At 47.8% G+C, this 13,952-nt stretch carries 16 protein-coding genes; 7 read left to right on the top strand and 9 right to left on the bottom strand.

Annotated features, from left to right (window positions below):
* Nucleotides 1-25: 25 nt before the first annotated feature.
* The gene (locus IEX81_RS07080; RefSeq protein WP_188802388.1) at nucleotides 26-2,332 is read right to left on the bottom strand and encodes an ABC transporter permease; all 2,307 of its coding nucleotides are present in this window, start codon (nucleotides 2,330-2,332) and stop codon (nucleotides 26-28) included.
* Nucleotides 2,333-2,735: 403 nt separating this feature from the next.
* A complete protein-coding gene (locus IEX81_RS07075; protein ID WP_188802387.1) occupies nucleotides 2,736-2,891 on the bottom strand; it encodes a DUF1540 domain-containing protein in 156 nt (51 codons plus the stop codon).
* A 385-nt stretch (nucleotides 2,892-3,276) separates the two neighbouring features.
* Here IEX81_RS07075 and IEX81_RS07070 point away from each other — a divergent pair, with 385 nt between their 5' ends.
* The 3 genes from IEX81_RS07070 (at nucleotide 3,277) to IEX81_RS07060 (ending at nucleotide 7,061) form a co-directional block, all read left to right on the top strand.
* On the top strand, nucleotides 3,277-4,935 hold the full coding sequence (locus IEX81_RS07070; protein ID WP_188802386.1) for a sensor histidine kinase: 1,659 nt from the start codon (nucleotides 3,277-3,279) through the stop codon (nucleotides 4,933-4,935).
* Nucleotides 4,936-5,676, top strand: coding sequence for a LytR/AlgR family response regulator transcription factor (locus IEX81_RS07065; RefSeq protein WP_188802385.1), 741 nt, complete (start codon nucleotides 4,936-4,938; stop codon nucleotides 5,674-5,676).
* A gap of 128 nt (nucleotides 5,677-5,804) precedes the next feature.
* The gene (locus IEX81_RS07060; RefSeq protein ID WP_188802384.1) at nucleotides 5,805-7,061 is read left to right on the top strand and encodes an L-lactate MFS transporter; all 1,257 of its coding nucleotides are present in this window, start codon (nucleotides 5,805-5,807) and stop codon (nucleotides 7,059-7,061) included.
* 228 nt (nucleotides 7,062-7,289) lie between these two features.
* Here IEX81_RS07060 and IEX81_RS07055 read toward each other — a convergent pair whose 3' ends face one another.
* Together IEX81_RS07055 and IEX81_RS07050 are read right to left on the bottom strand one after the other, a co-directional pair.
* On the bottom strand, nucleotides 7,290-7,721 hold the full coding sequence (locus IEX81_RS07055; protein WP_188802383.1) for a type II toxin-antitoxin system death-on-curing family toxin: 432 nt from the start codon (nucleotides 7,719-7,721) through the stop codon (nucleotides 7,290-7,292).
* Nucleotides 7,718-7,984: an AbrB/MazE/SpoVT family DNA-binding domain-containing protein gene (locus IEX81_RS07050; protein WP_229727509.1), complete on the bottom strand. Its 267-nt coding sequence runs from the start codon at nucleotides 7,982-7,984 to the stop codon at nucleotides 7,718-7,720. The genes IEX81_RS07055 and IEX81_RS07050 overlap by 4 nt, the downstream gene beginning before the upstream one ends.
* Nucleotides 7,985-8,236: 252 nt before the next feature.
* On the opposite strand from IEX81_RS07050, the gene IEX81_RS07045 reads away from it, so the two are divergent.
* The 4 genes from IEX81_RS07045 to IEX81_RS07030 all read left to right on the top strand — a co-directional run bounded on the left by IEX81_RS07045 (nucleotide 8,237) and on the right by IEX81_RS07030 (nucleotide 10,713).
* The gene (locus IEX81_RS07045; RefSeq protein WP_188802382.1) at nucleotides 8,237-8,527 is read left to right on the top strand and encodes an ArsR/SmtB family transcription factor; all 291 of its coding nucleotides are present in this window, start codon (nucleotides 8,237-8,239) and stop codon (nucleotides 8,525-8,527) included.
* Between the two features lie 66 nt (nucleotides 8,528-8,593).
* A complete protein-coding gene (locus IEX81_RS07040; RefSeq protein WP_188802381.1) occupies nucleotides 8,594-9,763 on the top strand; it encodes an MFS transporter in 1,170 nt (389 codons plus the stop codon).
* A 203-nt stretch (nucleotides 9,764-9,966) separates the two neighbouring features.
* Entirely contained in the window at nucleotides 9,967-10,488 is a 522-nt protein-coding gene (locus tag IEX81_RS07035) for a GNAT family N-acetyltransferase (protein WP_229727508.1), read from the top strand.
* Nucleotides 10,489-10,512: 24 nt separating this feature from the next.
* Nucleotides 10,513-10,713: a hypothetical protein gene (locus IEX81_RS07030; protein WP_188802380.1), complete on the top strand. Its 201-nt coding sequence runs from the start codon at nucleotides 10,513-10,515 to the stop codon at nucleotides 10,711-10,713.
* A gap of 8 nt (nucleotides 10,714-10,721) precedes the next feature.
* On the opposite strand, the gene IEX81_RS07025 is transcribed toward IEX81_RS07030, so the two are convergent.
* The 5 genes from IEX81_RS07025 to IEX81_RS07005 form a co-directional block, all read right to left on the bottom strand.
* Nucleotides 10,722-11,333, bottom strand: a complete 612-nt coding sequence (locus IEX81_RS07025) for an SdpI family protein (protein WP_188802379.1) — start codon at nucleotides 11,331-11,333, stop codon at nucleotides 10,722-10,724.
* Nucleotides 11,326-11,601 carry an autorepressor SdpR family transcription factor gene (locus IEX81_RS07020; protein ID WP_188802378.1) on the bottom strand — a complete coding sequence of 92 codons (276 nt, stop codon included), beginning with the start codon at nucleotides 11,599-11,601 and terminating at the stop codon, nucleotides 11,326-11,328. The genes IEX81_RS07025 and IEX81_RS07020 overlap by 8 nt, the downstream gene beginning before the upstream one ends.
* A 92-nt stretch (nucleotides 11,602-11,693) precedes the next feature.
* Entirely contained in the window at nucleotides 11,694-11,858 is a 165-nt protein-coding gene (locus tag IEX81_RS07015) for a hypothetical protein (RefSeq protein WP_188802377.1), read from the bottom strand.
* A 57-nt stretch (nucleotides 11,859-11,915) separates the two neighbouring features.
* Complete coding sequence (locus IEX81_RS07010; protein WP_188802376.1) at nucleotides 11,916-12,815, bottom strand: DMT family transporter; 900 nt, start codon at nucleotides 12,813-12,815, stop codon at nucleotides 11,916-11,918.
* 112 nt (nucleotides 12,816-12,927) lie between these two features.
* Nucleotides 12,928-13,887: an aldo/keto reductase gene (locus IEX81_RS07005; protein ID WP_188802375.1), complete on the bottom strand. Its 960-nt coding sequence runs from the start codon at nucleotides 13,885-13,887 to the stop codon at nucleotides 12,928-12,930.
* Between the last annotated feature and the right edge of the window lie 65 nt (nucleotides 13,888-13,952).

Below are 13,952 nucleotides of genomic sequence, written 5' to 3'. Positions count from 1 at the left end.
CCGTTTTCCTCCTCAATCCCGCACTCTATTCCTCCATCAGCTCAACCGGTGAAATCTTGCGCAGCGGAATGCAGAAGAGCAGTGTCAGCGCAAGTATGCCTGCGAAAATCGATCCGATGAGAATGATTAATTCCTGCGGGCTGTTCACAAGCGCAGGGATACCCATCATTGAGTAAAACATTAAGGGTGAAAGCGTCAGATGCAGCGCGACGGCAAACGCAGCGCTGAGCAGTGACAGCAGCAGGGTCTTGAACAGATTTTGCATGCTGATATAGGCGGTTGTGAAGCCCATCGCCTTGAGGATGCCGAACTTTCGGCGATTGTCGAGCTGCGTGGTCAGCAGCAGGTTGAGAATATTAAGCAGGCTGAAGGTGATAAAAACCGCAACGAGCATGATCGTTACCGGATTCATGATCTCTTCGACACCTGTGATCGAATCCTGCACGTCCTTCGGCGTTCGATCCGCGGTGAGACCAAGATCATGCTTCATACGTGCGGCGAAGGCGGCATAGTCCGCTCCGCTTTTGAGCTTAACGGCCACCATGCCCGGCCGGTAGGGAAGACCCGTCTCTTTCAGCGACTGGTTGCTCATTTCGATCGTTTTGCTCGCGTGCATCATATTGTCATAAATGCCGGTGACAAGATAGGATTTTTTGCTGTTGCCTATGGTCAATGTCACGTAATCTCCGACGCTGAGGGAAGAGCCTTTAATGGAGCCGCTGCTTACGGCGATCTCATTCGCGTATTTCGGCGGGCGCCCGATTTTGCTGGCGTTGAAAAAGTTCCTGTCCGATAAATGGTTCCAGCTGATGACAGAGCTGTCATTAAAGTTTGCGCCGTAGCTGTTCTTTTCGGTTTTGATGCTGGCAGGTGTTAACGGCGAGCCGTACACGCTGTTCAAAACCGCCGGGTCATGTTGAATCGCGGCGATTTTTTCCGGGGTAAGGTTGCCGCTGACATAATACTCCGCACGCGGTATGCCGAACCAAATATCCGAATTCTCCGCAATATGGTCAACGGTGTAGTTGATGCTGATAAAAAAGGTGCTCAGATAAAAACTGACCGTAAGAATCAGCACAAACATGACGCTGTACGAACGATGTTTGCACACATCGTTGATTGCCGTTGCAAGCGGAGAAAAAGCGTGAGGCAGCACCGAGCGTCTGAGTTTTTTCGGTGAGGAACTCAGGCCGATCTGCAGGGCCTGCACCGGCGTAATACGCCGGATGCGCCGGTGGGCGTGCCAGACAGATAAAAGCAGCAGGATGAAAAGCGCTGCAGCGCCCCCCGAAGAGAGCAGCACAGACATAAATGAAAGTTGAAATCCTCCGATGTATCGCGTAATCGTTATTCCGACAGCATAGCCGAGCGGCAGACCCGCCGCCGATCCGAGCGTAAGCCCGACGGCGCCGACGAGTGCATAGCACTTGAGATAAAAGCCCGCGATCTGCCCGTTTGTGAAACCCATCGCCTTATAAATTCCGATGGAGCGATACTCCTTTATGAGATTGTTTTTGATCAGAAAACGGATAATAACAATCGACACCACGAAAATCAGGATTGCGGAAAGCATGCCGATGCTGCCAAGGATGAGCGTGAACATGGTAAAGCTGAGCAGCAGCTGCGAGACATTGAAAGTCCCCGACAAGGCGTTTGTTATAGAGGGCGGCAGGTTGTGCAGCCAGGTTTCCGCACTGGAATAATCCGTTTTCGAGTTGATAGCGAGCAGGACAGTGGGTTTTCCGCCCTTTAACGAGGAGAGTGTCGCCTGGGAGACATAAAAGGGATAAATTCCGAACATGCTTGACGGGCAGGTGGCATCGTTAATGATTTCAGAAACGGTGAGCGTCCTATTCGAGGCACCCTGCAGGGTGATTTTATCACCGGTCCTGATGCCTTTCTGGTCGGCAAAAACGCCGGGCACCCAAATCTCGCCTGCCGCAGGCCCTTTTTTATTCATAGTTCCTGTCTGAGGCGTGATTTTCCATGAGACCGAACGGTAGTCTGGCAGGGCGTAAAAGGAAAAAAAGCCCGGTGTGATGTCGCGGCCTCCGGACATCAGCTTGTCGGCGACATTGCGGCCGTCGAGTGTTGCAATATGCGTAAAATCTTTGTTGCTTCTCGCTTGAGCAAGCAGCTGCTTGGCCGGAGCTCCCCGGCTTATGTTGACAAACAAATCAGGGGAATTTTTCTTTGAATAATAGTCTGCCGCATAATTGCTTGTTTCCACAGTGAAAATGAGGCAGGCACTGAAAATCGCTGAGGCAAAAAAGAGGATAACTCCTATAAGAGTGAACTGAAGTTTCTTCTTTCGCAGCTTATGGATCCACATAGCACCGTCAACCTTCCCTTCTTGAACTTTCTTTATTCTAGAAGAAAAACCTGACAATGCATCAACAAAAAGATAACAAAACAATAACACGGATTTAGCAAAGGGAGCATTTACAGGTTTTGCAAAAAAGGGCACAAAAGGATGGCGCCGGGGAAACTAAATAAATTCATAGCGATCGGTTAACCGTAACCCTGACATGCCGAAAAAAAACTGATTCCCTTTTACGAAAAAAAGCGGCTACGTGAATCAAGGAATCGCCGCTTCGCAGCACGGCGAGATTCAATGGTTTAACATGAACAAACAGCTGCACTGACTTTGTATTTTAAGGAAAAGCGGGAGTGTATGGCCGCCCTCCCGCTTTTTAGCTTGCCTGTACCTATTCCGCAAAAAATCTCATCGAGAATTATTTGGTCTGTTCAAAGGTTTTGCAATCCGTTTCTTCACTATTGGACGCCTGTTTACCCTTATGGCTGACCACATAAATGGCATCAGCAGCACACTTGTTTCCGGTATCCCAAAAGGTACAGTTGTTCACTTCACAAAGCACGTCTTTAGCCAAGTCCCTCACCTCCTCGGCGCTTAGTATAAACCGAGCCGAGAGGATTGATTCTTTACAAAAACGCTTGATTGATCGGCAGGAAGCATAAGCACCCGAAACGATTGCACGATTTTACGGTATTTAAATCAGTAACGTAATCCATGTGGGTTATGCCTGTTGGAACATATCTCTTGTTGAACAATTACGTACCAAAAGTAAGAGTGGTTCTTCTTCATCGAAAACCGACCTCGTTGAAGGATGGAAGGGAACGGTGTCGAATAATTATAATTAATGGAGGATAGCAGTCGAATGGATGCCCGGTTTATAATAAGCCGGCTTGTTTTGAACTGCAGTTTTTCCATCTTTTTATGGATCTGATCTTCGGGACATTAAGAAGGTAACCATGATGACATCTTCATTTGATATGCTGTTTCGCATGTGTGAACGAGCGGCTTTGCTGCTGACGATTCTGTTTTTGCTGACACGGATTCCCCGGTTTAAGGAAATTCTCCAGCGGGAGAATCATTCGCCGTTTGAACTGACGGTGATTACGGCGGTCTTTACCTTGTTCGCGGTGTTCAGTTCGTATTCGGGGATTCCGGTGGACGGGTCGCTTGTTAACATCCGGATTGTGACGATTGTCTCCAGCGGGATTTTGTTCGGCCCGGTGGCCGGAACAATCACCGGGCTCGTTTCCGGGCTGCATCGCTACCTGATTGATATCGGCGGCGTGACCAGTGTGCCCTGTTTTATTTCCAGCGCGGTGGCCGGTGTCGTTTCCGGGCTGATCCATAAAAAGGTGAAAAAATCCTTGCGCTGGATCTACGGAATCATCACCGGCATGACCTGTGAGGCCCTGACGATGATCCTGATTCTGCTGATGACCCGTACATTCGCTGTCGGCTGGACCATCGTGTCGCAGATTGCGTTCCCGATGATCGCCGGGGATCTGAACATCGGCTTGATTGTCCTGCTCGTCCAGAGTGTGGAAGGCGAGCGGGAGCGAATCGCGTCGCGGCAGGCGAAGCTGTCGCTCGATATCGCCAATCAGACCCTGCCCTATTTCCGGAACATCAACAGCGAGTCGCTGAAAACTATCTGCACGATCATTAAGGAGAAACTTCATGCGGACGCGACGGCGATGACGGATACCAAGGACGTGCTGGCTTATGTCGGGTACGGCGAAGAGCGGTATCACATCGGCGGCGGGGTGGTCAGTGACATCACCAAAGAGGCGATCCGGACCGGGAAGATCACAGTGGCCCACTATGAGGCGGAGCATCATATCCCCGGCATGAAGGACGTGCTCATCATGCCGTTGAAAGAGAATGATGAAGTCACGGGCACGCTGAAAATTTACTTTAAAAAGGCCTACGTCATGACCCATTCCATGCAGACGATGGCAATCGGCCTGTCGCAGATCATTTCAACGCTGATGGAAGTCTCGCGCGTCCAGCAGATGAAGGAAGCGGCGAATAAAGCGGAGGTCAAGGCGCTGCAGACGAAAATCAATCCGCATTTTCTGTTTAACGCTTTGAATACAATCGCGTCCCTGACACGGACCAACCCGGCCAAAGCGCGCGAGCTGATCATCAATCTGTCCGGTTATATGCGTTATAATCTGGAGCTCACGGACGAACGAATTGATATTCACAAAGAAATCGAGCAGGTCAAGGATTACGTCGCGATCGAACAGGCCCGGTTCGGCGACCGTGTCAATGTCCGGTATGATATGGACGCCAAAGATGTAAAGATTCCGAGCCTGATTCTTCAGCCGCTCGTTGAAAACGCGATTAAGCACGGCATTTTAAAGTCGAAAGAGCCCGGGCTGGTCTCCATTTCTGTGAAAGACCTGGGAGACAAGGTCCGCATCAGTGTCTCGGACACAGGACCGGGCATCGACCGTAAAATTATCGACGATGTATATAAGGATAATGTGTCTGAGAAAAAAATCGGTCTGTACAATGTGCATCAGCGGGTCAAACTGATTTACGGTAAAGGGCTGGTGATCCGGCGGCTGTCCCCGGGCACCGAGGTCTATTTCGATATCGAGAGGGCGGAATAAATGAAGGGCATCATTGTAGAGGACGAATTGCCGGCCAAGGAGGAACTCCAGTTTCTGATTGAAACCTACAGTTCCATCGAGATTACCGATACGTTCAGCGACGGGCTGGATGTGCTGAAGTTTTTGCAGGAAAACGAGACGGATGTCCTCTTTCTGGACATCAACATTCCGTCTCTGGACGGCATGCTGCTGGCCGGCAATATTAGCAAGTTCACGAAGAAACCGTACATCATTTTTACAACCGCGTATGAAAAACACGCCGCCCAGGCCTTTGAGCTGGACGCGTTCGACTATATATTGAAACCTTATGATGAGAAGCGGATCGCAAGTGTGCTTAAGAAACTGGAAGCCGCGTATCGGCGCGATCACCAGCCTGCCGAAGCGACAAAACCGGCGGAGGGTGCGCAAAAGACGACCCGGATCAATCTGAAAAAAGATGAAAAAATCATCGTGACGGATGTGGACGACATTTACTACGCGGAAGCGAGGGAAAAAGTGACTGACGTGCACACAAAAATGGAATGTTATACGATCCATGAGAGCATTTCGGATTTTTACAAAAAACTGCCGAAGAATCAATTCTTCCGCTGCCACCGCTCTTATGTCGTCAACCTGTCCAAAATCCATGAAATCGTTCAATGGTTTAATCAGACTTATCTGCTCCGGCTTGAGGATTGTGACGCGGAAATCCCGGTCAGCCGAAGCAACATGAAGGATTTCAGGCAGCTCATGCATCTCTGACCGCCGTTCATGCCCGGTTCATGCCATCTGATGATGAAAGCGTTTCATATGCGGGTCTCCCCGGTATACTTTAGGTGTTAGGGAATTAATCAACCACCTTTTATACTTGAAATTAAGGGGAGATTAAAATGACGACTGCAGGAGGAACAAGCAAAAAAACCGTTCGCTGGCCGATTCTTGCGGGAACGGTCATCGTCATGATAGGGCTTGGGACCATTTATACATGGAGTCTGTTTAATCAGCCGCTGGGCGATAAATTCGGCTGGAATGTCGGCGCCGTCGCGACAACTTTTTCGATCATGAGTTTCGCGCTGAGCCTGTCGACGTTATCAGCAAGTAAAATTCAGGAGAAATTCGGTATCCGCGGGCTGCTCATCCTTTCCGCCATCGGCATGGGAACCGGGCTGGCGCTGAGCTCGCTGGCTTCTGCGCTCTGGATGCTGTATATCGCTGCCGGTATTCTTGTCGGCGCGTCGAACGGCATTGCCTACATGACCACCCTGTCAAATGCGATTCAGTGGTTTCCGGAGCGGAAAGGGCTGGTGTCCGGAATCGCGATCGGCGCTTACGGTATTGGCAGTGTGCTGTTTAAATATGTGCTGGCTTTTCTGATTCAAACGGTCGGCGTTTTCCAGACTTTCTTCTATTGGGGCGTCATTTCGTTTGCCATGATCGGCGGCGGGCTGCTTCTGATCAGAAAGGCACCGTTGATCGCGGCGAAAAAAGATTCGAGCCGGGCGGCAGCACCGCAGCACGATTTTGTTGTCGGTGAAATGCTGAAAACAAAACAAGCCTATCTGTTATTCTTCGTTCTGTTCACCGCCTGCATGAGCGGGCTGTATATGATCGGGAGCGTTGCGAACATCGGCACGAGCCTGGCCCGGCTGGATGCGGCAACAGCGGCCAATGCGGTTGCCCTGGTAGCGCTGTTTAATACCGCGGGCCGGCTGGTTCTCGGTGCGCTTTCCGATCATTGCGATCGCCTGAAAGTCGTCGCCGCCGCATTGCTCGTCACCGCGGCCGCGGCGGTCACGCTCAGCAGCGCCGCGTTAAGCTATCCGCTGTTCTTCATCTGCGTCTCCGGAGTCGCGTTCTGTTTCGGAGGAAATATCACCATTTTCCCGACCATCGTCTCCGAATTCTTCGGCCTGAAAAATCAGAGCCAGAACTACGGCATCGTCTATCAGGGCTTCGGACTGGGCGGCCTGTCGGCATCGTTTATCTCAGGACTGCTTGGCGGATTTGTGCCGACCTTCCGGCTGATCGCCTTCCTGTGCAGCATCGCGTGTATTGTCGCCCTGACACTCCACGCGCCGGGGCTGGAAACCGCCAGAGCAGAACACAAATGGCGCCGGAAACAGCTCCAAAAACTGCATGTACACTGACTGAAAATGGAGAGCCGTCGGCCGGAGCGATCAACCGTCATTTTCCGTACACGTTCGGCAGACTGATTTAAAGAAAACAAAAAAGTGCCTGACTGAGAGGGCGTCAATCCTCTGGCAGAGCACTTTTTTAGCGAATCTGCGATGACTCCGTCTTTTTACGACTGGCTTCAACCTTAACCTTTATAATCCGGCGGGGCTGAAGGTTCATTTAAAGAGAAATCATACAGATTAGGGTAAATCATGACCCTCCGGTTTCTCCGCTTCTTTTGAGCGGCTTTTGATCCATTCGCTGATATCGGCAAGACTAACCTCATTTTGCCGGTCTGATAGTTTAACGGTAAATTCGACAATCTCTTCCGTTGCTGCTTTAAAGGCGACGCCATTCTTTTTTAAAAATGTAACCAACGCAACAAAACCCGTTCGTTTATTCGCATTAAAGAAACAATGATTCTGAACTACACTTTGAAAAAGAGCCGCCGCTTTACCATAGATATCCGGATAAGCGTCTTTACCAAAAGCCGATTGTTTCGGCCTGTTTACAGCGCTGTTTAACAACGCCGGTTCCTTAACACCTATATCCTCATTGGGTGTATCTCTTTGAATCAATACGGCGTTAATAAAAATCAATTCTTCCTCGGTTAAAAATTCGATTTCGCTCATCTTTTTGCCAGTTTCTTAATCGCTTCATCATATTCATCGATCACTTCACTCACGGTATTTATAAAGTCCAAATCAATATGATGAGGAAGATTGACTTTTGTTTGTTTTTCTATAGTAACGGTCCCATCGTCATTCAGGCGATAGATAATCTGATCCCCATGCTGAACATTGAGATGATTGAGAACCTTTTTAGGGAAGGTGGAACCTAAGCTGTTTCCAAACTTGATTACTTTTCTTTCCAAATTCATCACATCCGCACTCATTTTTATGCCTTCATTAGTGTGTTCATACGTCATAACAATTATACTGTAAAACTCGTTGTGTTTCCATTTGTACGCCAACTCTTGCTCTAAGCATCTCAGGTACTTAAGTTATGATGATACAGAAACATTCATAATGACGGCGCCTCAGTTCATGAACAAATTTTCCTGAAATACCATACGGTTGCCGCTAAACACAGCTGCGTGATGTATGAACTTGTTGACACGGTTTATTGAGCGTTGTACCATAGTTCCATGAATATAAAACAACAAAACAAAAAACAAGTACTTGTTCCGATGTTAAAGGCTCTGGCTGACGAAACACGATTAGACATAGTTCGGACGCTGCGCGACACGCCGGGGGAATTAAGCTGCGGAGACATTGGCGAAAGGATGAGCATTGCAAAATCAACTGCGTCGTATCACTTCAGAACACTGAGAGAAGCCGGACTGATCAGTACACGCAAGGACATTCGAACAAAATACGTCAGCCTGCGCCGTGATGTTTTTGATGAGTATCTGCCAGGTTTCCTGGATTCTTTGTGAATCCGGGTATTTATTTATTTTATAGTTTCACTATTGTAGAACAATAAAATTATGAAGGAGATCATAATGAAGAAAATCTCAGTACTCTTTTTTATCACCATGTTTATTATCGGAACAGACACTTTTCTCATTTCGCCGCTCTTACCGACACTCAGCCATGCGTACCATACGCCATCCAATCTTTCGGGATGGATGATCAGCGCTTATGCACTGGGCTATGCCCTATTCGCACTGATTGCCGGTCCCTTATCCGACGGCACGGACCGAAAAAAAGTTATGGTCCTCGGCTTGTTTGGTTTTGCCCTGGCAACCTTCTTGTGTGCCGTCTCTCCAAGTTTTTGGACGATGATTCTTTTCAGATTCCTGGCCGGCATCAGTGCCGCTTTCGTTTCCCCGCAAGTTTGGGCTGCCATTCCGCAGCTGGTCGCACCAAAAGCAGTTATCCAAACAATGGGCTTCGCGACTGCCGGCCTTTCTGTCTCCCAAATGCTTGGTCTTCCCGCAGGCAGCTATCTTGCCGTTTTTTCATGGCACGCCCCGTTTTTTGTTCTTTCTCTCTCTGCGCTGCTCCTGAATGTCGCTATCCTCTTGATGCTGCCATCCATACCGACTACGCGAACAAACACGAGCAGTAACATGGGACAAATTTACATATCTGTGATGAAGGCGCCCCGCGCCCTTAAATATTTTGCGGCCTACTTCATGTTTCAAACCGGTTTTTTTACTTCATACGCGTTTTTCGGAACCTGGTTCACCCAAGATTTTTCTCTGGATGTCGCCTCTATTGGCACGAACATGATCCTGCTCGGGATCGGCAATTTAATCGGATCACTTTTTGGCAGCAAGCTTGTCGCTAAATTGGGCACAGCAAAATCCGTGCTCTTTTCTTTAATTTTCTTATCCGTCACTTATGCACTTCTTCCCTTCTCCGGATCCCTGTGGATCGCCGAAAGCCTGTTCTTCCTCATTTTTTTAGTCGGCGGTTTTATTTTCCCGGTACTCATGGGCACTCTTCAATCGCTTGCACCGTCAGCCCGGGGTACGGTTTCTGCACTAACCAGTGCCGTAATGTATGCCGGCACCACAGTCGGGGGCATTATTGGCGGACTCTTGTTTGGCCAGTTTCATGGGTTTATCGGGATTGGGCTGTTTGCGGCGGTGATGAATGTGATCCCCCTCTTCATCTTTCAAAGAGCGGGACTGTTTCATTATGGAAAAAAAGAGCGGTCACACTGACTCCGCGGGCATCCCGGTTTCCCCCGTACAAGAGAACAGATATGGCTTCCATTTTGTAGGAGAAATATGTAATATAGTCCATAAAAGTATGAATAACCGTGTTACTCAGCGAGAATTTAACTTTATATGCATATGGCGTCATTTTCTATTATCTCGATACGCATCATAAATCGCTCATCATAAAAAGATAGGGGAAATGATATTTGGCAACTTATTTGCGCAAAACAATAGACAAAGATTTGCCTGAGATCAGCAAAATGATCGAAAGCGCCAAATTACTGCTGAAAGCAAACGGTATCAATCAATGGCAGGATGGTTATCCGGACGAGGCAACCTTACATAGTGACATGAAGCAGCAAGTCAGTTATGTTCTCATCATTGATGGTCAAATTGCCGGTACCGGTGTTATTCTTAACAAAAAAGATCCGTCTTATGAAGAAATTGAAGAGGGCAGCTGGACGGTTTCCGATAAGCCCGTTTATCGTTCGATTCACAGGATCGCCATGTCGCCTGATTTTCGCGGCCGGCACTTATCCTCGACGCTAATAGGATACCTGATCACCGCCGCCGGATTAATGGGTAGTTCCGACATCAGAATCGATACACACCCCGACAATCACGCGATGCAGCGTGTGATTCAAAAAGCCGGATTTGACTACAGGGGCATTATTTATCTCAATAAGCCTGATGGTAAACGCTGGGCTTACCAGCTCCTGTTGTCCTGACCCCCGAACGAAAGATGCATCGGATTGGGCAACAAAGCTATTAAACAAGAGCATGCCCGGCTAAACAAGAGACGGATCTTTCAATCATTGCATGTCATGACGCAAAAGACCGCCTGTTGCGTGACTCTATCGCCGTTCAGCACAATATGGGATCCAAGCCGGGCGCACCCTAAAAAACTGCTGCTGACGTTTGTCAGCAACAGTGTCAGCACGGAAACTATTTGACGTTTGCGTTACTCCTTTTTAGCGTAAAAATACGAAGCGATACCCACAATGAGTACCCATAATAGAATGGTTAGGATAACAGCCATAGTCATCATGACAGTGGTAGGCAAAACCCAGCCGATAATAATAATCAGAATTCCCATGAGAACGCCCAATTGTCCACCCAAACGATGCGTTCGAATCCAGCTCTTCCTGTTTGAAAGCGTCCAGGGTGTCCGGAAGCCAACCCACCAATTGGGTTGAAGGCGGGGCAAAACGTTGGCGATCAGCATGAACATGATACCGAATGCAGTCGGAGCGAGTCGCATCGATGCGACGTGTAAAAGATGTCCCAGAACCGTGAGATAGATCAACCCGATACATACAACAATGACGCCGCCGATATAGCGATAAGTCTGCCAGAAAGATGCATAGTTCCGCCTCTTCGGATCAATTTTCCATAACACATGCCACAGGAGAATAATAATCAACATGATGGCAGGCTCGTATGCAACCGCAAGCAGATGAGGACTCCTCTGATTTGCCTGCCCGGCAAGATGAAGATACGTCAAACACCCCAGCACAATTACCAGAATCCATGAAAACCAGCCCCACCAGGGCATTGCCCTTTTCTTATTCATCACGATCACCACCTCCAAAGTGTTTAAGAAGCCACGCAAGCCATTCCTGTAAAATGGTTGTGTTAAGTCGGTAAACAATAAAGGTCCCTTCCCGTTCATCCACCACCAAGTCGGCATTTTTCAGCACACTTAGGTGACGACTGATTGTTGGCTGTGCGGAAGAGAAGTGATCTGAAATCTCTCCCGCTGTTTTCGGTCCATCCTTTAATAGCTCGATGATTTCCCTGCGAGTCTTGTCGGACATCGCCTTGAAAACCTTCTCGTTCATAAAATTCACCTGCCTTAAGCTTCTCCTTGGATCAATTTTATTATATAGCTAATTAGCTAATATAGAAATAATAATTGACTAAATTTTGGTTCTCAGTACAGACGGACCCAGATTTGCGCCGCCCACCAGATCACGTGATCCCCACACTTGATGATCTTTGAACCGTTGCCATTCAGCATTTCCTGCACATGCTTGATCACATCTATACCAAACATTAGACCGTTCACTGCGCTGAAGTGAAGATTTCTTCTCGGCATTCGATTTCCGTTTCGTTAGATAAACACCAAGAATGATAAGCTGACTGCCGATATGGTTTATGATATCCATTCATGATTAACAGACTTTTTAACCGATTTCTTATTGGTTAAATAGACACCAAGGATGACAACGAGACCACCGACGATCTGAAAGAGATCGATACCATTTCCTAATAAAATACTGATGATTGCCGTAAACACCGTAATCAAATTCAGAAAGATACCTGCGTGGCTTGCTCCTACCACTGGGACGGCAATATTCCAGAATAACAGCGATCCAACGGAAGGGAAGAGTGCAAGATAAAGAATTCCATAGGTTGTTGCGGGAGTGAAGGACCAGTTAAAATTTGAATGAATAAAAAATGGCAGCATCAGCAGCAAGCTGAAGGTTACGGTAACAGCCGTTGCCCCAATTGGCGGTAAATTTTTTATTTTTTTGCTTAGCAACGTATAAAAAGTCCATGAAATAATCACCATAAGCATGAATAAATCCCCGGCATTGTATTTAATCACAAAGACCTGCAAAAGATCTCCATGGGTGAGAACCAGCAGCACACCGATCAATGATACAACCAATCCTAGACTATTCACTTTACTTAATTTTTCCTTTAATAACCAGGCTGCAAAGATCGCAATCATGGCCGGATTGACTGAATTGATTAAAGCTGCATCCAGAGATGTCGTAAAGTAAAGGGCTTCATATAATAAAACATTGTAACCTATGATACCTAATACAGAGAGCACAAGCAGTATCTTCCATTCTTTCCAAATGGCTTTCCAATCCGGCTTTTCAATGAATTGCGCGAGTGGGAAAAGAATAATCGCTGCGATCAGCCAACGCAAAAAATTTATCTGAATAGGTTCCATTGCACCGATCACATATTTACCACAAATATAATTACCAGCCCAAAAAAGGTTAGCAAGAATAAGAAGAACGACAGCTGTTGATCTTCTCAAAACACTTACCTCCCAGATTTATCGATCATCGTCATTAATTCCCGACATCGATTTCTGATGCCGGCATCGTTTTAATCTGAATGATGGTTGAAATTGAAACATATGCGGTGACTTAGATACGGTTAACTTCTTCCAACAGACCGGCGTCCCATTTCCAGTCGCTGACGGCCACGGCGTCGGTGACATGGTGCGGCTTGCTTGCACCAAGGATGGCCGAAGTGACGGCCGGCTGATTCAGGATCCACGCGAAGGCCAACTGAATTAGCTTTCGATCATACCTTTCCGCAATACGTTCATATTTCTCCACCCGATCGAAATTTTGATCATTAAAGTACTGAAAAATCAATTTTTCACCTTGAGCCGCCCTGCTCCCCTGAGGATAGCTGCTGTCACGAGCGTATTTTCCGGTCAGCATGCCTCTGGCCAAAGGACTATAGACCAGCAAACCGACATTTTCTGAGAGACAGTACGGTATGAGTTCCTGCTCGGCCTCTCGGGACAGCAGATTATACTGCGATTGAGAAGAAATAAATGATGACAGACCGCCGAGTTCTGTAACTCTCTTCGACTTTTCGATCTGCCAGGCGGCAAAATTTGAACAGCCAATGTATCTGACTTTTCCTTGCCTGACGAGACTGGTCAGGGCTTCCATCGTTTCTTCAAGCGGCGTCTGTTCATCGAAACGATGCACCTGGTATAAATCGATATAATCGGTTTGCAGTCTTCGGAGAGAATCATCGACAGATTGCAGTATATGTTTCTTCGACAGCCCCTGTTCGTTAACGCCTCGCCCCATTGGCAGTCCGACTTTGGTGGCGAGAACGACTTTGTCGCGTCTTCCTTTAAGCGCTCTTCCGATGATTTCTTCAGACGCGCCGGTGCCGTATCGGAACGGTTCATCCTGCCCTTTTCCATAAAAATTCGCTGTGTCAATCACATTAATTCCGCTGTCCAGAGCCAGATCGATGATTTTATCCGACTCCTGCTCGTCAATCCAGCGGCCGAATGCCATTGTTCCAAGAGACAAATTTGAAATTTTCAGGCCAGTATTACCCAGGTTATGATATTGCACAGTCCACCCACCACCTAATCATCCGTTTCCTACATTATTTATTTTGAAAGAAGCGGTGTCCAGAA

Origin of the sequence: Sporolactobacillus putidus (genome assembly GCF_014647035.1) — a bacterium.
Classification (GTDB): Bacteria; Bacillota; Bacilli; order Bacillales; family Sporolactobacillaceae; genus Sporolactobacillus; species Sporolactobacillus putidus.
The sequence above is the reverse complement of the archived record's forward strand: the minus strand, read 5'-3'. Positions and strand labels throughout refer to the sequence as shown.

What these genes read in the sequence shown, in the direction of transcription:
- IEX81_RS07045 (WP_188802382.1), top strand. Translation starts at nt 8,237, where the DNA reads ATGAATATAAAACAACAAAACAAAAAACAAGTACTTGTTCCGATGTTA.
- IEX81_RS07070 (WP_188802386.1), top strand. Translation starts at nt 3,277, where the DNA reads ATGACATCTTCATTTGATATGCTGTTTCGCATGTGTGAACGAGCGGCT.
- IEX81_RS07025 (WP_188802379.1), bottom strand. Translation starts at nt 11,333, where the DNA reads ATGAATAAGAAAAGGGCAATGCCCTGGTGGGGCTGGTTTTCATGGATT.
- IEX81_RS07060 (WP_188802384.1), top strand. Translation starts at nt 5,805, where the DNA reads ATGACGACTGCAGGAGGAACAAGCAAAAAAACCGTTCGCTGGCCGATT.
- IEX81_RS07065 (WP_188802385.1), top strand. Translation starts at nt 4,936, where the DNA reads ATGAAGGGCATCATTGTAGAGGACGAATTGCCGGCCAAGGAGGAACTC.
- IEX81_RS07020 (WP_188802378.1), bottom strand. Translation starts at nt 11,601, where the DNA reads ATGAACGAGAAGGTTTTCAAGGCGATGTCCGACAAGACTCGCAGGGAA.
- IEX81_RS07015 (WP_188802377.1), bottom strand. Translation starts at nt 11,858, where the DNA reads ATGCCGAGAAGAAATCTTCACTTCAGCGCAGTGAACGGTCTAATGTTT.
- IEX81_RS07040 (WP_188802381.1), top strand. Translation starts at nt 8,594, where the DNA reads ATGAAGAAAATCTCAGTACTCTTTTTTATCACCATGTTTATTATCGGA.
- IEX81_RS07055 (WP_188802383.1), bottom strand. Translation starts at nt 7,721, where the DNA reads ATGAGCGAAATCGAATTTTTAACCGAGGAAGAATTGATTTTTATTAAC.
- IEX81_RS07050 (WP_229727509.1), bottom strand. Translation starts at nt 7,984, where the DNA reads ATGAGTGCGGATGTGATGAATTTGGAAAGAAAAGTAATCAAGTTTGGA.
- IEX81_RS07080 (WP_188802388.1), bottom strand. Translation starts at nt 2,332, where the DNA reads ATGTGGATCCATAAGCTGCGAAAGAAGAAACTTCAGTTCACTCTTATA.